General features: G+C 46.5%; 16 protein-coding genes. 3 read left to right on the top strand and 13 right to left on the bottom strand.

All coding sequences use genetic code 11. From position 1 onward, the window contains the following. From AC9UEY_RS04065 to AC9UEY_RS04055, 3 genes are all read left to right on the top strand, one after another. Positions 1 to 621, top strand: a 621-nt coding sequence (locus AC9UEY_RS04065; protein WP_509538125.1) for a transketolase-like TK C-terminal-containing protein, incomplete at its 5' end; no start/stop codon positions are given. Beyond that, complete coding sequence (tal, locus tag AC9UEY_RS04060; RefSeq protein ID WP_509538122.1) at positions 618 to 1,703, top strand: transaldolase; 1,086 nt, start codon at positions 618 to 620, stop codon at positions 1,701 to 1,703. The genes AC9UEY_RS04065 and tal, both read left to right, overlap by 4 nt. After that, positions 1,700 to 3,235, top strand: coding sequence for a phosphoglucose isomerase-related protein (locus AC9UEY_RS04055; protein ID WP_509538119.1), 1,536 nt, complete (start codon positions 1,700 to 1,702; stop codon positions 3,233 to 3,235). The genes tal and AC9UEY_RS04055 overlap by 4 nt, the downstream gene beginning before the upstream one ends. A gap of 3 nt (positions 3,236 to 3,238) precedes the next feature. Here the strand turns inward: AC9UEY_RS04055 and AC9UEY_RS04050 are convergent, their stop codons facing one another. From AC9UEY_RS04050 to rpsA, 13 genes are all read right to left on the bottom strand, one after another. Beyond that, positions 3,239 to 3,580, bottom strand: coding sequence for an RNA polymerase-binding protein RbpA (locus AC9UEY_RS04050; protein WP_509538116.1), 342 nt, complete (start codon positions 3,578 to 3,580; stop codon positions 3,239 to 3,241). Between the two features lie 44 nt (positions 3,581 to 3,624). Continuing rightward, the gene (gene secG, locus AC9UEY_RS04045) at positions 3,625 to 3,852 is read right to left on the bottom strand and encodes a preprotein translocase subunit SecG (RefSeq protein ID WP_509538114.1); all 228 of its coding nucleotides are present in this window, start codon (positions 3,850 to 3,852) and stop codon (positions 3,625 to 3,627) included. A 57-nt stretch (positions 3,853 to 3,909) separates the two neighbouring features. After that, positions 3,910 to 4,686 (bottom strand): triose-phosphate isomerase, encoded by a 777-nt coding sequence (tpiA, locus tag AC9UEY_RS04040; RefSeq protein WP_509538111.1) that lies wholly within the window; start codon positions 4,684 to 4,686, stop codon positions 3,910 to 3,912. 26 nt (positions 4,687 to 4,712) lie between these two features. Beyond that, positions 4,713 to 5,903, bottom strand: coding sequence for a phosphoglycerate kinase (locus AC9UEY_RS04035; RefSeq protein WP_509538108.1), 1,191 nt, complete (start codon positions 5,901 to 5,903; stop codon positions 4,713 to 4,715). Next, entirely contained in the window at positions 5,903 to 6,901 is a 999-nt protein-coding gene (gap, locus tag AC9UEY_RS04030) for a type I glyceraldehyde-3-phosphate dehydrogenase (RefSeq protein WP_509538105.1), read from the bottom strand. The genes AC9UEY_RS04035 and gap overlap by 1 nt, the downstream gene beginning before the upstream one ends. 160 nt (positions 6,902 to 7,061) lie before the next feature. Then, positions 7,062 to 8,039 carry a DNA-binding protein WhiA gene (whiA, locus tag AC9UEY_RS04025; RefSeq protein ID WP_509538102.1) on the bottom strand — a complete coding sequence of 326 codons (978 nt, stop codon included), beginning with the start codon at positions 8,037 to 8,039 and terminating at the stop codon, positions 7,062 to 7,064. A 17-nt stretch (positions 8,040 to 8,056) separates the two neighbouring features. Next, on the bottom strand, positions 8,057 to 8,989 hold the full coding sequence (locus tag AC9UEY_RS04020; RefSeq protein ID WP_509538099.1) for a gluconeogenesis factor YvcK family protein: 933 nt from the start codon (positions 8,987 to 8,989) through the stop codon (positions 8,057 to 8,059). 2 nt (positions 8,990 to 8,991) lie between these two features. Beyond that, positions 8,992 to 9,852, bottom strand: coding sequence for an RNase adapter RapZ (gene rapZ / locus AC9UEY_RS04015; protein ID WP_509538097.1), 861 nt, complete (start codon positions 9,850 to 9,852; stop codon positions 8,992 to 8,994). Between the two features lie 3 nt (positions 9,853 to 9,855). Beyond that, positions 9,856 to 11,772: an excinuclease ABC subunit UvrC gene (gene uvrC, locus AC9UEY_RS04010; protein WP_509538094.1), complete on the bottom strand. Its 1,917-nt coding sequence runs from the start codon at positions 11,770 to 11,772 to the stop codon at positions 9,856 to 9,858. Between the two features lie 4 nt (positions 11,773 to 11,776). After that, positions 11,777 to 14,635, bottom strand: coding sequence for an excinuclease ABC subunit UvrA (gene uvrA / locus AC9UEY_RS04005; protein ID WP_509538091.1), 2,859 nt, complete (start codon positions 14,633 to 14,635; stop codon positions 11,777 to 11,779). Next, a complete protein-coding gene (gene uvrB / locus AC9UEY_RS04000) occupies positions 14,632 to 16,713 on the bottom strand; it encodes an excinuclease ABC subunit UvrB (RefSeq protein WP_509538088.1) in 2,082 nt (693 codons plus the stop codon). The genes uvrA and uvrB overlap by 4 nt, the downstream gene beginning before the upstream one ends. 13 nt (positions 16,714 to 16,726) lie before the next feature. Then, on the bottom strand, positions 16,727 to 17,314 hold the full coding sequence (gene coaE / locus AC9UEY_RS03995) for a dephospho-CoA kinase (RefSeq protein ID WP_509538086.1): 588 nt from the start codon (positions 17,312 to 17,314) through the stop codon (positions 16,727 to 16,729). 70 nt (positions 17,315 to 17,384) lie between these two features. Next, the gene (gene rpsA / locus AC9UEY_RS03990) at positions 17,385 to 18,746 is read right to left on the bottom strand and encodes a 30S ribosomal protein S1 (RefSeq protein WP_509538083.1); all 1,362 of its coding nucleotides are present in this window, start codon (positions 18,744 to 18,746) and stop codon (positions 17,385 to 17,387) included. Positions 18,747 to 18,813 lie beyond the last annotated feature (67 nt).

Below are 18,813 nucleotides of genomic sequence, written 5' to 3'. Positions count from 1 at the left end.
TTTGTGTGGACTCATGATTCGATTGGTGTTGGCGAAGATGGACCAACACACCAACCAATCGAGCACTTCGCTGCACTCCGCGCCATTCCTGGTCTAGATGTTATTCGCCCAGGAGATGCCAACGAAGTAGCAGAGGCTTGGAAGCAGATTATTACTCGCGGACGTGCAGCCGGAATCCTGCTCTCTCGCCAAAATTTGCCGGTCTTTGATCGCACCATCTGTGCGCCAGCAACTGGTGTAGCCAAGGGTGCCTACATCTTGAAAGATGTTGCAAACCCTCAAGCAATCTTGATTGCAACAGGCTCTGAAGTTTCTTTGGCCATTGATGCACAAACCGCTCTAGCTGCAGAGGAAATCAATGTCAGAGTTGTAAGTGCTCCATGTCTGGAATGGTTTGCTGAACAAGATCAGGCCTATAAGACCTCTGTCCTATCCCCCAATATTGTGAAGATAAGTATTGAAGTAGGAATTGCGCAAGGTTGGCGCGAGCTGATCGGTGATAGTGGCGTAGCAATCTCACTAGAACACTACGGTGCATCAGCAGATGCGAAACGTTTATTTAAAGAGTTTGGTTTCTCGGTTGAAAACGTCGTCGCCCAGGTGAAGAAAGCAATCAAGTGAGCGTTCAAGAAGTAGCCAGTGCGGGAACATCTATTTGGCTAGATGATCTCTCACGAGCAAAAATTTCAGGAACAGATGCCCATTCACTGCCTTCAAGAATTGCAAACAGTGGTGTTGTAGGTGTCACAACTAACCCCAGCATCTTTAGTAGTGCAATCAGTGGCGCAGCTGAATATAGCGCTGATATTGCAGCGATGAGGAGCGCAAGCGTTGATGAGGTTGTAAAGAAACTGACAACTGATGATGTCCGTCAAGCATGTGATCTGTTTGCACCAATCTTTTCGAGCAGCAAGGGTTTTGACGGCCGCGTGAGTATTGAAGTTGATCCGCGTCTTGCAAGAGATACAGAGGGCACTATCGCTGCCGGCAAAGAGCTCTGGGCAATTGTTGATCGTCTCAATGTCATGATTAAAGTTCCAGCAACAATCGAAGGTTTACCAGCTATTACTGCACTTATCGGAGCTGGGATAAGTGTGAATGTAACGCTCATATTTTCAGTAAAGAGATACGGGCAAGTTATAGATGCTTTTATGAAGGGTCTAGAGCTCTGTGAGAATCCATCACAAGTCCACTCTGTTGCATCCTTCTTCGTGAGCCGTATCGATTCAACCGTTGATGGAGTACTGAAGAAGAACACTTCAGCTGAAGCCGAAGCGCTACTGGGCAAGGCGGCAATTGCTAACGCGCATTTGGCCTATCAATTATTCGAAGAAAAATTCTCCTCCGAGCGTTGGAGCGCCTTGTCCAATAAGGGTGCAAACAAGCAGCGCCCTCTGTGGGCTTCGACAGGCGTAAAAGATCCTGCCTATCCTGACACGCTATACGTTGTTGAATTGATTGCGCCAGAGACTGTTAACACCATGCCTCAATCAACCTTGGATGCATTGATCGATCATGGCGTGGTGCGAGGAAATACCATTTCTGGAAAGTACGCCGATGCAGTCAGCGTTCTAAAGGGCTTGTCTGCAATTGGTATTTCTCTAGATCAAATAACAACAGATTTAGAAATCGATGGTGTGAAGAAGTTTGCCCAAGCTTGGGATGAATTACTAGACAATGTAAAGGCTGCCCAACAACAATGATTTCAATTAAAGGCACTTCCCTTTCAAAGATTGACCGCTCTTCTGCTCAATACAAAGCGCTCCAGGCTTTCCATGAACGCTTAAAGCAAAAGGATTCGACAATCTGGGGGCCAGATGCACAAGCTGAGGCATCTATTCGATTAAATTGGATTGACCTGCCTGAGTCATCTCGTGAGTTACTTCCACAATTTGACGCTCTGGCTGCAAAGCATCGCGATAAGAGTTCTGTTATTTTGTGTGGAATGGGTGGGTCATCACTTGGGCCAGAGGTAATTGCCCAAACATTTTCAAAGAAGCTTTTTGTTCTAGATTCAACTGACCCAGATTATGTTGCACACGCTCTCAAGACAGATCTTTCGAAGAGTGTTGTCGTAGTGAGCTCAAAATCTGGCTCAACAATTGAAACAGCATCGCAACGCGCACTCTTTGAAGGAGCATTCAAAGATGCAGGGCTCAATCCAATTGACCACATGGTCTTTGTGACAGACCCAGGTTCGCCTTTGGACAAGCAGGTTCGAGATGGCGGATATTCAGTAGTTAATGCTGACCCCAATGTTGGTGGGCGTTTTAGCGTTTTGAGTCCATTTGGTTTGCTACCTGCTGCACTCATCGATGTTGATGTTTCAGTATTGCTAGATAACGCCAGTGATACCAAGGCAGCGTTCTTTGCCGACTCACAGTTGATGTGTGACATCGCGTTCCTACTGACATATGTTGCTGATCAATACGTTGCCTATACCGATCAAGGCTCAGGTATGCCAGGGCTTAGTGATTGGATTGAGCAGTTAGTTGCTGAGTCAACTGGAAAGAATCAAATTGGTCGCTTACCGGTTGTTGCCGAATCATCACAGCACGGCTTAGAAGGCAATGCCTTCACAATCGCTTTCACTGGAAACGCAGACCTTGTTGTCGAAGGTGATTTAGCATCACAATTTATTGTTTGGGAATGGGTAACCGCACTTGTCGGCGCAGCACTTGCAATAGATCCTTTCAATCAGCCGAATGTGACAGAAGCAAAAGAGCAAACTTCGGCCCTTCTTAATGAGTGGAAGGGTGTCCTACCTACTTTTACGGGCGATGCAGCAATTGGCGCTGTTGAAATCTTTGGTGCCGGAAGTAATACGACAGAGGCGTTCTCACAGTTAATTTCTCAGATTCCAGCAGATGGATACATCGCCGTCATGGCCTATCTTGATCGCAAAGATGATGTGGCTATTGCCGAACTGCGTGAAATCCTTGCTACCAAATCTGGACGCCCTGTCACTTTTGGTTGGGGGCCACGCTTCCTTCACTCAACAGGCCAGTTTCATAAGGGTGGTCAGCAAAATGGTGTCTTCTTGCAAATCACTGGAGATGTGAAAAAAGATATTGCAATCCCAGGGCAAAGTTACGGATTCAAGACTTTAGTTGCCGCCCAAGCATTGGGTGATGGGAAAGCGCTGGCATCAAGAAAATACCCACTGCTTCGATTTAATTGTACAAATCGCGCAATGGGTATCTCTGAATTACTAAAAGCTGCTAAAGCTCTTTAACAATTACTCTTCGTCATCTCCGCGAAGTTTACGTAACGCTTCTTCTAGAAGTTTTTCTCCTTCGGCATCTGTACGACGCTCTTTAACATAGGCAAGGTGAGTCTTGTAGGGGACGTTTACTTCTGGGCTAGGTGGATTGTTGCGATCGCGACCTGCTGGGTAGCCACACTTAGGGCAATCCCATTCAGCCGGAATAACAACTGTTTCTTCAACAGCAAATGATGGACGGACTTCATGTCCTCGTGCACACCAGTAAGAAACATATGCACGAGCGATTGAATCGCCGCGTTCTGCCTCACCCATTGGGCCGGCGCCAACACGACTTCCGCGAATTGCACTTGCCATAGTTATCCCCTTGCCTGCTTAATTAAAAATGAAAAGAAACTTGTTTACTTTAGAACGAGCGACAGTGCGACAACTAGGGCGAACCACAATCCGCCAGCGACGATAGTGATGCGATCAAGGTTGCGTTCTACAACTGATGAACCGCCGTAGTTTGATGAGATACCACCACCGAATAGATCGGATAGGCCGCTTCCCTTTCCTTTGTGTAGAAGTACCAAAAGGATCATGAGTAGGCTGGTAATAATCAGCGCTATTGAGAGAGCTAGTTTCACTTTTCTTAAACTCCTAGTTCGTAGAGGGTAAGGATACCCGCCCCATGGGGGTAATGCTTACTCGCTCACCGCGTGGAATTTAACGATCCTGGCCAATTCTTCGGGGTCTAGGCTCGCTCCACCAATCAGGGCACCATCAACATCTGCCTTTTTCATGATCTCCACGATGTTAGAGGACTTTACTGAACCGCCATAGAGGATTCGCATATTTGATGCGATTTCAGGTGAACCAATATTTTCTACCTCTTCACGAATGGCGGCGCATACCTCTTGAGCATCTTCAGGTGTTGCAGTCTTTCCTGTGCCAATTGCCCACACTGGTTCGTAGGCGATAACAACCTTTTTTAGCTCTGGCTTTGTAAATCCCTCTAAGCCAGCACGTATTTGACGGATAACGTGGCTCACATGTGTTCCTGCTTCGCGAATCGCCAGCTCTTCACCAACGCAGAAAATTGGAATCATTTCATGTGCTAACGCCGCCTTAATCTTTCGATTAATTAAAGCATCTGATTCTTGATGAATTGCGCGGCGCTCTGAGTGGCCGATAACAACGTATGTGCAACCAAGCTTTGCAAGCATTGACCCTGAAATATCACCAGTGAAAGCTCCACTTGCATCAGGTGAAAGATCCTGCGCACCATACTGAAGACGCAAACGATCTCCGTCAACTAAAGTCTGAATTGAACGAATATCTGTAAAGGGAGGGATAATCGCAACATCAACAGCGTCATAGTCCTTGTCATCTAAACCGTAAACCAACTTTTGTGCAACTGCAATGGCCTCAAGGTGATTGAGGTTCATCTTCCAGTTTCCTGCCATTAATGGTTTACGCATTACTACTCCCCGGCTATTGGTTCTTGTTAAATTAATTCTAATGCTTTTAGGCCTGGAAGTTCTTTGCCTTCGAGGTACTCAAGTGAAGCGCCGCCGCCTGTTGAGATATAGCCAAACTGTGAATCGGCAAAACCAAGAGCACGAACAGCAGCCGCTGAGTCTCCCCCGCCCACAACTGAAATGCCCGTTACTTGCGTTAATGCTTGAGCAACAACTCTTGTTCCAGCTGCAAAGTTAGGAAATTCAAATACTCCCATTGGGCCATTCCAGAACACGGTCCTGCACTTAACAATTTCAGCGGCAAATGCTTGTGCCGAAACTGGTCCAATATCTAGACCCATTTGATCTGCAGGGATTGCATCTGCTGCAACCAGAGTTGGTGTGGCATCTGCTGCAAATGTTGGAGCAACAACAATGTCAGTTGGAAGGACCAGCTTTACGCCGTTCTTTTCTGCAGTTGCGATCAATCCCTTAACAACATCGAGCATTTCTGCTTCCACAAGTGATGTTCCGATTTCTTTACCTTGAGCCTTAAGGAATGTGAAAACCATTCCTCCGCCAATTGCTAGAACATCTACCTTGCCCAGCAAATTCTCAATCACGCCAAGCTTGTCTGAAACTTTTGCTCCACCTAGAACAACACCGTATGGGCGTTCCAGATTTTGTGTCAGCTTCTTTAAAACCTGTACCTCTGCTGCAACCAATGTGCCAGCAGCATGTGGAAGTAACTTGGGTAGATCAAAAACAGATGCATGCTTGCGATGTACTGCACCGAAGCCATCACCAACATAGAAGTCAGCAAGTTTTGCTAGTTCGGCAGCAAATGCTGAACGCTCTGATTCCTCCTTGCTTGTCTCTGCTGCACTAAAGCGAATATTTTCTAGAAGAAGTATCTCGCCCGCCTTGAGTGATTCTGCCGCTGTTGTTACAGCAGCTCCTGTTACATCACCAGTAAATTTCACTTCGCGACCAAGTAGTTCAGCTAAACGCTTTGCAACTGGAGCAAGTGAGAGCTCCGGCTTTGCCTCTCCCTTTGGACGACCAAGGTGGGCTGCAATTACAAGTGATGCTCCCTTTTCAAGAAGTAATTGAATAGTCGGAAGTGAGGCTTTAATACGCCCATCATCCTTAATGACTCCCTCTTTCAAAGGAACATTGAGATCGCAACGAAGAAAGACTCGCTTTCCGGCTAGATCAATTGTTGAAAGATCTGGCATTACAGAGTTTTACCAACGTAATCGATCAAGTCGACTAGGCGGTTTGAGTAACCCCATTCATTGTCATACCAACCAACCACCTTGACCTGGTTACCAATTACCTTGGTAAGGCCTGAATCAAAAACACATGATGAAGGATCTGTGACGATGTCAGAAGAAACAATTGGATCTTCTGTGTATGAAAGGTAACCCTTGAGTGGACCATTAGCCGCAGCCTTCATTGCAGCGTTAATTTCAGCAGCAGTTGCCTCCTTTGCTAGCTCAACAGTTAGATCTGTTGCAGATCCTGTTGGAACTGGCACGCGCATCGCGTAGCCATCTAGCTTGCCCTTGAGCTCTGGCATAACGAGTGAAATCGCCTTTGCAGCACCTGTAGAAGTAGGGATCATGTTGAGCGCAGCTGCGCGAGCGCGGCGAAGATCCTTATGTGGGAAGTCAAGAATTGGTTGGTCATTTGTGTATGCGTGAATAGTTGTCATCAGACCCTTAACAATTCCCCAGTTGTCCTGCAGAACCTTTGCCATTGGAGCAAGGCAGTTGGTTGTGCATGACGCATTTGAAATGATGTTGTGCTTTGAACCGTCGTACTGTGTGTGGTTAACACCCATAACGATTGTGATGTCCTCATCTGTTGCTGGCGCAGAGATGATTACCTTCTTGGCACCTGCAATGATGTGCTTTTGAGCATCGGCAGCCTTTGTGAAAATACCTGTTGATTCAACAACTACATCTGCCTTAACTGATGCCCATGGCAGGTTTGCTGGGTCGCGCTCTGAGAAAACTTTGATTGTCTTGCCGTCAACGGTGATTGAGTCATCTGTAAATGTAACTTCTAGTCCTAGACGACCCAAGATTGAGTCATACTTCAAAAGGTGAGCAAGAGTCTCATTGGGAGTCAGGTCGTTAATTCCGACGATGTTGATATTTGGGTTGGTAAGTGAGGCACGGAAGAAGTTACGACCGATGCGTCCAAAACCATTGATTCCGACATTAATCACGAAAGTGTCCTTGCTACTAGTGGGGCCTATGCCGCAGAGGATTCTCTGAATGGCATAAAAAAGCCCAGCTGTTGGTGGTTCGTAAAACTGCCACAACGCTGGGGTCTTAGGTAGAACCTTATCAGTGAAGGGTTAATGAACAGTTACTACGCACGAGTAATCAGTTCAGCAAATCAGGCGAGAGGCCGCTTTCAGTGTCTGGAATTCCAAGCTCTATCGCACGCTTATCGGCCATAGCCAGCAAGCGGCGAATACGCCCAGCAATAGCATCCTTAGTCATGGGAGGCGTGGCCAAAGAACCCAACTCTTCGAGTGATGCCTGCCCATGGTTGATGCGCAGATCCCCAGCCTCTTTTAAGTGATCAGGAATTGTTGGTCCAAGAATCTCCATGGCTCGTTGAACGCGGGCGGCGGCAGCAACTGCTGCGCGTGCTGAACGGCGAAGGTTTGCATCATCAAAGTTTGCAAGACGGTTAGCAGTTGCGCGAACTTCACGGCGCATGCGTCGCTCTTCCCATGCAAGAACACTTTCGTGAGCGCCCAAGCGAGTGAGCAAAACACCAATCGCATCACCATCTCGAATAACAACCCGATCCACACCACGAACCTCGCGAGCCTTTGCAACAATTCCAAGACGTCGTGCCGCTCCTACTAACGCTAAAGCCGCCTCTGGCCCTGGGCATGTAATTTCAAGTGATGAAGATCGACCTGGTTCTGTCAGTGAACCGTGGGCAATAAAAGCACCGCGCCATGCCGCTTCTGAATCACATGTTGCAGCAGAAACAACCTGTGGTGGTAATCCACGAACTGGTCGGCCATTTGCATCTACTAATCCTGTTTGACGAGCGAGAGCATCACCTTCATTAATTACCCGAACAACATATCGTGACCCTTTGCGTAATCCACTTGATGACAACACCGCTAAATCTGAATCATGTCCATAAATATCCGCAATATCTTTGCGAAGTCTGCGTGCACTCTGCGAGGTATCTAGTTCAACTTCGATCACAATTTTGCCAGCTGCGATATGTAACCCGCCAGCAAAGCGAAGAAGTGAGGAGACCTCGGCCTTGCGACAACATGGTTTGGTGATGGAGAGACGAGAAAGCTCGTCCTTAACTGCTGCTGTCATTGCCATGGGGCTAATCCAACCATCTAGCGGGAAAAAATGTGGCCCAAATGGAGAGCTAATTTTTCGGCATCATGATGAATACTGCCCGGGGCTTTTCGTATATCTGCCACCACAATCTCTGAACCTAAGGTTGATGCTACTGTGCGCAGCGAATCTTCATCTCGAACAACTGATTGGTCCACAAGGCAGTAATCGACAGTTAATCCAGGTGCATAGTGATGAAAAAACTCTAAATGCTGCTCTGGGGTTGATCCAGCAAACTCTTCACCTTGTGACGCACTTGATGCATCAAGATTTAGTATCAAAATCTTTTGTGCCTGTGAATTTTTTAGAGCATCTAACTGGGTAGGAACTAATAGGTGCGGAATCACACTAGAAAACCATGATCCAGGGCCCATCGTTATCCATTGGGCATCTGCAATCGCATCCAGTGCTTCAGTTCTTGCAGGTGGGTCTTCCGGAATTATTCGAAGGGATTGAATATGCCCCTTTGCAGTTGCCACCTCTTTTTGTCCCCTGACAACTATTCGACCAGTTGACGTATTAAATGTGCCCTCAATATCTAATGCAACAGCTGCCATCGGAAGTACGCGTCCAATAACTTTAAGCAATTGGCCAACGCGATCTAATGCGACAACCGGATCATCACCTGCATTCCACATTGATGCAAGAAGCAAATTACCCATCGCATGGCCATTTAATTCACCATTACTATCAAATCTATGTTGGAGAATCTCGGCCCACGTGCGACCCCAATCATCATCAGCGCACAATGCGGTTAATGCCATTCGTAGATCACCCGGTGGAAAAATTGGAAACTCTTCACGCAGGCGACCACTTGAGCCACCATTGTCTGCAACTGTGACAATTGCAGTAATTTCTTGAGTTAGCTGGCGCAATGCTGCAAGGGTTGCAGCCAAACCATGGCCACCACCAAGTGCGACAACTTTAGACAAACTTACTCACGACCTACATCACGATGAGTTGGATGTGCTGAGATCTCTGCCCCAATCGCACTAAGTTGTCGTGCGATCTCTTCCGTAATTGCAACGCTTCGATGTTTTCCACCCGTGCAACCAACTGCAATAGTTACATACTTTTTTCCTTCACGCATATAGCCATCCATCATTGAATCTACGAGACGCACATATCCATGAACAAAATCTTTAACGCCTTCACTGCCAAGAACCTTTTCACTGACCTGTGGCGTTAAACCCGTTAATGGACGAAGTTCGGGAATCCAATGTGGATTTGGAATGAATCGACAATCTAGAACTAGATCTGCATCAACTGGGATTCCGTATTTGTATCCAAATGATAAAACATTAATTCTAATCCCCTGGGACTTGCCTGAACCAAATATTTCGCCGATACGCTTTTCTAACTGGTGAACATTCAGATTTGATGTATCGATGGCTACATCAGCTTGTGAACGAAAATCTTCAAGCTTTACACGTTCTCTCGCAATGCCATCAACGATGCGATCCTTGCCCTGCAAAGGATGAGGTCGACGAGTTGATTCAAAACGTTGGACTAGTGATTGATCTGTCGCATCCAAGAAAACTAATTGATAGTCAGATTTACTATCTTTGAGTTCGGCTAACGCGTGAGTTAGTTCATCAAAGAACTCTCCGCCGCGAACATCAACGACAACAGCTAACTCTTTGCCTTGTGGCCCAGTTCCTTTACTTACTAAAGCTGGTAACAAAGAGGGCGGAAGATTATCGACAACATACCAACCGAGATCTTCTAAGGCATGGGCAACCGTTGATCGGCCAGCACCTGACATGCCGGTCAGAATTAAGGTCTCTTGTGTCATGGCCTAATTATTACTGATTTCACCGGTTTCGGTGTTGACCTTTTGGGCAGTAATTTCACTCAAATGCTCTTCAATAACCGATGCGATCTTCGAACCTATGCCAGGAGTTGCTGCGATGTCCTCTACGTTTGCTTTGCGAATAGCAGCGACTGATCCAAACCGCTCTAGGAGCGCTGCCCTGCGCATTGAGCCCAACTGCGGAATATCATCTAATACCGATTCCAACATCACCTTAGATCTGCGAGATCGGTGAAAAGAAATTGCAAAGCGGTGGGCTTCATCGCGAATTCTCTGGAGTAGATAGAGGCCTTCGCTGTTTCGGGGCAAAATTAATGGATCACTTAATCCTGGTATCCAAACCTCTTCTAGACGCTTAGCTAAACCACACAATGCGATATCTGTAATACCAAGTTCATCTAAAGCACGCTGTGCTGCACTTACCTGAGGTGCGCCGCCATCAACGACGATTAATTGTGGAGGGTATGCAAACTTGCTCGGCTTACCCCCCAACTCTGCGACCTCAGCCTCATTTTCTTGACGATCATCAATGAGGCGCTTAAGGCGACGTGTGACCACTTGATGCATTGCTCGTGTGTCATCGAAGCCCTCATCAGTATTGATGATGAATCGACGGTACTCACTCTTCTTCGCCATTCCATCTTCAAAAACAACCATTGATGCGACAACCGATGTGCCAGAGATATTTGAAATATCAAAACACTCAATACGCAATGGGGTGCGACCTAAGTTCAAAGATTCTTCAATTTCTGTCAACGCTTTGCCGCTGACAGCAGCATCGGTGGCGCGCTTGCTTAAATACTGAATCAACGAGTACTGGGCATTTCTCTTAACGGTATCTAGGAGTTCTACCTTTTCACCTCGTTGTGGAACCTTGATCTCAACCTTGGATGTTCCTAAAGTTTCAAGCCATTTTTCTAGCTGATCCTTATCAACAGGTTCGCTGTTCACATAAATATTTCGTGGCACCTGCACTGCACCAGTTCCATAAATCGAATACAGCAAAGCGGTTAAAACATCTTGCCCCTCAAGCACCATCTCTTGATCCACAATCCATGACCGTGATCCCTTAACAGAGCCGCGTTGCATTGAAAAGATTGATCCGGCTGCATGAAAGCCATCTTGATAGAGTGAAATGAAGTCGCCATCTAAATCATCTGAGAAGTTACCTTCTGTAGATTTTTGAGCTTTTTCAAAGGAATCGATTTGATCTCGCAAACGAGCCGCTCTTTCAAACTCCTCATTATTGGCCGCGTTCTCCATCTCCTCATGCAACTTAGGCAGGATGTTCTCCATCCCTGATTCCATAAAGTCATTGAGCCGTTGGGCAAGCTGGTGGTGATCCTCCTTGGAAATCCAATCCACACACGGCGCAGCGCATTTTCCGATGTCACCTAGTAAGCACTGTCTCTTGCTCTTTCGTGCGCGTGTGAAGTTTGCAGAAGAACAGGATCTAACCGGAAACACTTTCAATAGAACTTCAAAGGTATTGCGAAGTGCCCAGGCATTTGTATAGGGGCCAAAGTATTTAAGTCCTGGCCGCTTGTCTTTTCTAGTTATAAAGATCATTGGGTATTCATCATTAAGAGACAGAGCAAGATATGGATAGGACTTGTCATCTTTAAACTGAACGTTGTACTTAGGTTGATGTTGTTTAATCCAGCTAAATTCCAGAGCCAACGCTTCAAGTTCGGTACTTACGATGGTCCAGTCAACCCTGACCGCTTCATGGACCATGCGATAAGTTTTAGTAGCAAGATTTGCCTGAAAGTAATTACTCAGGCGGTTCTTAAGATTCTTCGCCTTACCAACATAGATGATCTTGTCTTTATCATTATAAAAACGATAAACACCAGGGTGTTCCGGGATATTACTTGGCCGATAACTTTGGGGATCTGCCATCGCTCTACTTCTTTGCTGGCGCTTTTCTATTTGTCTTTAAAATCCCACCCAAGAACTGTCCTGTGTAGCTCTCTTTCACCTTTGCAACATCTTCTGGAGTTCCTTCTGCAACAACTAATCCCCCGCGGAATCCGCCTTCAGGTCCCATGTCAATGACCCAGTCTGAGCACTTAATGACGTCGAGGTTGTGCTCGATAACAACAACGGTGTTACCGGTGTCTACAAGGCGATTTAGAACAGCTAACAACTTATTCACATCTTCAAAGTGCAATCCTGTTGTTGGTTCATCCAAAACATAGATGGTGCGGCCGGTAGATCTGCGTTGTAACTCAGTTGCAAGCTTCACGCGCTGCGCCTCTCCGCCAGATAGCGTTGGTGCAGATTGACCGAGGCGAACATAGCCAAGACCAACATCATTGAGTGTCTTGAGGTAGCGAGCAATCGCTGGAACTGATTCGAAAAAGCTACCGGCCTCTTCAATAGGCATATTCAGTACTTCTGCAATGGTCTTGTTCTTATAGTGAACTTCTAGGGTTTCCCGGTTATAGCGCGCACCATGACAGACCTCGCAGGGAACATACACATCTGGCAAGAAATTCATCTCAATTGTGATCGTTCCATCACCTGAACAGTTCTCGCAACGACCACCCTTAACGTTGAAAGAGAAACGACCCTGCTGGTATCCACGGATTTTAGCTTCACTTGTTTCAGCAAAGAGCGCACGGATCTTGTCGAACACACCTGTGTAGGTTGCAGGATTTGAACGTGGCGTGCGACCGATTGGAGATTGATCAACGTGAACAACTTTGTCCAACAGTTCAATACCAGTGACAGTTCGGTGACGACCGGGCACTAGGCGCGCACCATTGAGTTTGTTAGCAAGCACGGTATACAAAATGTCATTTATTAATGTTGACTTACCGGAACCACTAACACCTGTTACCGAGACAAAGACTCCCAATGGAACTTCGACATCGATCTCTTTAAGGTTATTTTCTTTCGCACCCTTAACAACAAGCTTGCGTTTTGAATCAATCGGACGACGTGTTTTAGGTATCGCAATAGATTTGCGCCCTGACAAGTATGCACCTGTTAAAGATTCTTTCGAAGCAATCAGATCTTCATAACTTCCAGAGACAACAACCTTGCCACCATGTTCGCCAGCACCTGGACCAATATCCACGATCCAGTCCGCGGTGCGAATAGTTTCTTCATCGTGCTCAACAACGATTAATGTGTTACCAAGGTTGCGAAGTCGGGTCAGAGTTTCAATGAGACGCTTGTTATCTCTTTGATGTAATCCAATTGAAGGCTCATCTAGAACATAGAGAACTCCGACTAAACCACTACCAATTTGAGTTGCAAGGCGAATGCGCTGTGCTTCACCGCCAGATAGAGATCCAGCAGGACGTGCCAGTGAAAGGTAATCAAGTCCAACATCTAGCAAGAAGCCAAGACGTGCGTTGACTTCCTTCATCACACGTTCTGCAATCTGCGCTTCGCGCTTGTTCAGCTTGATCTGCTTTAAGAAGGCGGCACAGTCTGCAATTGAGAGTTCACAGATCTGTGAAATATTTTTATCCCCAATTGTCACCGCAAGTACTTCAGGCTTAAGACGCGCACCATTGCACTTTTCACAAGAGATCTCGCGCATATACGCCTCGTATTTATCGCGGCTGTAATCACTATCTGTTTCCTCATGACGACGGTGAATAAATGGAATAACACCTTCAAAGCCAGTTGTGTAATTACGAGCACCATAGCGACCCTTGTACTTCATCTTAATTTCATACTCGTAACCATTAAGAATTGCTTCTCGTGCTTTTGCAGAGATCTTCTTCCATGGCGTATCGAGTGAAAATGGCAAGTCTTTCGCAAGTGCTTCTAGTAAACGTAGGAAGTAATCTGATGATTGCCCGCCCGACCAAGGCGCAATAGCTCCATCATTAATCGAAATTGAGTCATCGGGAATGATCAGATCCTCATCAACCTCTTTTTTAGTACCAATACCTGAGCACTCAGCACATGCACCAAAAGGTGAGTTAAACGAGAAGGAACGAGGCTCGAGCTCTTCAAATGAAAGCTCGCAATCATGGCAGGCTAAATGCTCACTATAGGTGCGCTCCTTATCAGCGCCTTTAGCATCGACAAAATCCAACACAACGATTCCGGATGCAAGTCGTAATGCGGTTTCTATAGAGTCGGTCAGACGTGTTTTGCTTTCTGCTTTGGCTGTTAAACGATCAATAACAACTTCGATGGTGTGCTTTTCCTGCTTCTTTAACTTTGGCGCATCGGAGAGTTGAATTACTTCGCCGTCCACACGAGCACGTGAATAGCCTTGAGTGATCAAATCACTGAACAACTCAACAAATTCACCCTTGCGTGCACGAATAACAGGTGCCAAAATTTGAAACTTTGTAGTTGGAGGTAGTTCAAGAATCTGATCAACAATTTGCTGAGGCGACTGACGGGTAACTGCGTGTCCACAATTTGGACAGTGAGGTCGGCCCGCACGAGCAAATAGAAGACGCAAATAGTCATAAACCTCGGTGATTGTTCCGACGGTTGAACGAGGATTTCGGTTGGTTGATTTCTGATCAATTGAAACCGCAGGAGATAGACCTTCGATGAAATCAACATCTGGCTTATCCATCTGCCCTAAGAATTGGCGCGCATATGCCGACAGTGATTCAACATAACGACGCTGACCTTCAGCAAAGATTGTGTCGAAGGCAAGGGAAGACTTTCCTGAACCAGATAAACCTGTAAAGACAACTAACGCATCTCGAGGCAGTTCGATGGAAACATTTTTTAGGTTGTGTTCGCGTGCTCCGCGCACAACCAACTTATCGATGCTCAAACCCCGGCCTCTTCCATCATTCGTAGCTCTTTCTTCAATATCTTGATTTCATCACGCAATCGCGCTGCGACCTCAAATTGAAGTTCAGATGCTGCATTTCGCATCTGATCGGTGAGCGAGCCTATCAATGCGATCAGATCCTTGCGCGGCAAAGAGATGGAGGATTTGTCATAAATACCAGCAGATGATGCAATTTTCTTCGCTCCACCCTTTTCATGGGACAAAAGCTCTTCCGTGTCCGCGCTTTCGCGGTTAATCAAATCAGTAATATCTGCAATCTTTTTGCGCAATGGTTGAGGGTCAACGCCTCGCTCGAGGTTATAGGTAACCTGCTTTGCGCGACGGCGATTTGTCTCATCTATTGCCTTGGCCATCGAATCTGTAATCCGGTCTGCATACATATGAACCTCACCAGAAACATTTCGAGCAGCACGTCCAATCGTTTGAATCAATGATGTTGAAGAACGAAGGAAACCTTCTTTGTCAGCATCCAAAATTGCAACTAGTGATACCTCAGGTAGATCCAGTCCTTCACGCAGCAAGTTGATACCGATCAAAACATCATAATCACCAGTGCGAAGCTCTCGAAGCAATTCCACGCGGCGCAAGGTGTCAACTTCAGAGTGCAAGTAACGAACATTGACCCCTCGCTCTTGTAGATAATCTGTTAAATCCTCTGACATCTTCTTAGTAAGAGTAGTTACAAGAACGCGCTCATTTTTGGCTGCACGGATATTGATCTCATTGAGCAGATCATCAATCTGACCCTTAATAGGCTTAATCACAATCTGTGGATCAACTAAACCTGTAGGACGAATAACTTGTTCTACGACATCGCCATTGACCTTGGCCATCTCATACTTACCCGGTGTTGCGGAGAGATAGAGAGTTTGTCCGGTTCGTTCAGAGAACTCTGGGAACTTGAGCGGGCGGTTATCTAAAGCGCTTGGCAAGCGAAATCCATGCTCAACCAATGTGCGTTTACGTGAGGCATCGCCTTCAAACATTGCACCTAGTTGTGGAACTGTTACATGGCTTTCATCGATAACAACTAAGAAATCCTCAGGGAAATAATCAAGTAGGCAGTGCGGAGCAGATCCTGCAGCACGATCATCTAAGTGACGAGAATAGTTTTCGATACCGCTACAAAATCCGATCTGCTCCATCATCTCAATATCAAATGTTGTGCGCATTCGAAGTCGTTGAGCTTCGAGCAACTTGCCCTGCTTTTCGAAGAGGTTTAATTGGATCTGTAGTTCATCCTGGATATCACCAATTGCTCGCTTCATTGTTTCAGGACCTGCGGCGTAGTGTGTCGCTGGAAAGATGAAGATCTCTTCTTCTTCTCTAATAATCTCCCCCGTGAGTGGGTGAAGGGTCGTCAGCTTTTCAATCTCATCGCCAAACATTTCAATGCGAATGGCCAACTCTTCATACATTGGAATGATCTCGATGGTGTCCCCGCGCACACGGAATGTTCCTCGTTCAAAAGCCATGTCATTGCGTTTGTATTGAACATCAACAAAACGGCGAAGCAAAGCATTTCGCTCAATCTCTTCGCCCACACGCAGGCGCACCATGCGATCCACATACTCCTGCGGTGTACCAAGTCCATAGATACAAGAAACAGTTGCTACCACTATGACATCGCGTCTGGTCAGAAGTGAGTTAGTGGCCGAGTGGCGCAAGCGCTCAACCTCTTCATTGACACTTGAATCCTTCTCAATAAATGTATCTGTCTGTGGTACGTACGCTTCTGGTTGGTAATAGTCGTAGTAAGAAACAAAGTATTCGACCGCGTTGTTAGGCAGAAGTTCGCGGAACTCATTTGCTAATTGGGCAGCAAGTGTCTTATTAGGGGCAAGTACCAAAGTTGGACGCTGTAGCTGCTCGATTAGCCAGGCTGTTGTCGCAGACTTTCCCGTACCGGTAGCACCGAGAAGAACTACATCTTTTTCTCCGGCATTAATTCGCTTTGTAATTTCTGCGATTGCAGCAGGCTGATCTCCAGCCGGAACATACTCACTGATTACCTGAAAAGGCTCAACTCTGCGTTGTAGATCAGATATCGGGCGCATTTGCCAAGCCTACTTATTTATTATCGTGGAGGCTATCCCAAATATTCTCGACCTGGCGGAGCAGCTCATCTTCGCTTCCATCATTTTCTATGAGGAAGTCAGCGACCTCGATTCGCTGTTCACGAGTCGCCTGCGCCGCAATACGGCCCTCGATCTCTGAAATGTGCATTCCTCTACCCCGCAAGCGCGCAATACGGTTTTCCATTTCAGATTCGACGGTTATTACAACATCAAATCTTTCATGCGAATTTGTTTCAACTAACAATGGAATCTCATACACCAGAACTTGGTCACCCTTTAGGGATGCGACCGCTCCTTCAAACTCTCTGCGAACGAAAGGATGAACTATGTTTTCTAACTTTTTTTTAGCAATTGAATCTTGAAATATCAATTCGCCCAAAGCTCTGCGATCAATATTTCCATCCTTTAAAATCGAATCACCAAAAAGAGCGACAACTTCATCAAAGCCATCTGATCCTCGTTCAATTGCGGCCCGTGCTAATTGATCGGCATCGATTACCAGTGCGCCAAGCTCAGCAAAGTACTGCGCCGCAAGTGACTTGCCGCAACCAATGCCCCCAGTTAATCCAATGACCCGCATGCTCAAAGAATAGTCTGAGAATGAAAAAGGCCCCGCAGTTACGCGAGGCCTTTTCATAGAGTCTTCTTACTTATTCGGCAGCAACAACTTCTTCTGCACCTTCGGCTGGAGTGGCAGCTGCGTCAGCAACCTTTGCTTCAGACTTCTGCTTCTTGTGTGCCATGAAACGCTCCTGCGCTTGGGCGTACTGCTTTTCCCACTCTTCGCGCTGTGTTTCATATCCTGGCTTCCACTCTTGTGAGTCAGAATCAAAACCTTCAGGGTAAATGAAGTTTCCTTCTGCGTCATAACGTGCAGCCATTCCGTACTGAGATGGATCAAATGCTTCGATCTCAATCTCATGTCCTTCATTAGCCTGCTTGAGTGATAGTGAAATACGACGACGCTCGAGGTCGATGTCGATGATCTTTACGAACAACTCATCATCAACCTGAACAACCTGCTCTGGAATTTCAACGTGGCGTTCTGCCAACTCTGAAATGTGAACTAGGCCTTCAATACCTTCATGAACACGAATGAATGCTCCGAATGGAACAAGCTTTGTCACAACACCTGGGACAACCTGATTGATTGTGTGTGTGCGAGCAAATGCCTGCCATGGATCTTCTTGTGTTGCCTTCAGTGATAGTGAGACACGCTCACGCTCAAAATCAACTTCGAGAACTTCAACAGTTACCTCATCGCCAACTTCAACAACTTCACCTGGGTGATCAATGTGCTTCCATGAAAGCTCTGAAACGTGTACCAAGCCATCTACGCCACCAAGGTCAACGAATGCACCGAAGTTAACGATTGATGAAATAACACCTGTGCGAACCTGGCCCTTTTGCAGCTGGTTCAGGAATGTTGTGCGTGATTCTGATTGTGTCTGCTCTAGGAATGCACGACGTGAAAGAACAACGTTGTTGCGATTCTTATCTAGCTCGATGATGCGTGCCTCAACCTGCTTGCCAATGTATGGAGTCAGATCGCGGACGCGACGCATTTCAACAAGTGATGCTGGAAGGAAGCCACGTAGACCGATGTCAACGATAAGTCCGCCCTTAACAACTTCAATAACAGTTCCGACGACAACTTCGTCGCGCTCCTTCTTGCCTTCGATGTCTCCCCATGCGCGCTCGTACTGTGCGCGCTTCTTGGAAAGAATCAGGCGACCCTCTTTATCTTCTTTCTGAAGAACGAGAGCTTCAATAATCTCACCGACTTTAACGATTGAGTTTGGATCTGCATCGTGGCGAATTGAAAGTTCGCGCGCTGGAATAACGCCTTCAGTCTTGTATCCGATATCAACAAGTACTTCTTCACGTCCAACTTGAACAACGGCACCTGAAACTAGGTCGCCATCATTGAAATTTCTGATTGTGCCTTCGATTGCTGCTAGAAAATCTTCAGCTGATCCGATGTCATTTATTGCAATTTGTGGTGTAGACAATTGTGCTCCGTAGGGATAGAAAGTAGTAGTTTCCGCTTTCGCGGCTGGAGGGCAAGGGTACGGTTTG

This window comes from Candidatus Planktophila sp. (assembly GCF_040402275.1).
GTDB lineage: Bacteria > Actinomycetota > Actinomycetes > Nanopelagicales > Nanopelagicaceae > Planktophila.
Note: the sequence above shows the minus strand (reverse complement) of the source record. Positions and strands in the feature narration are given on the sequence as shown.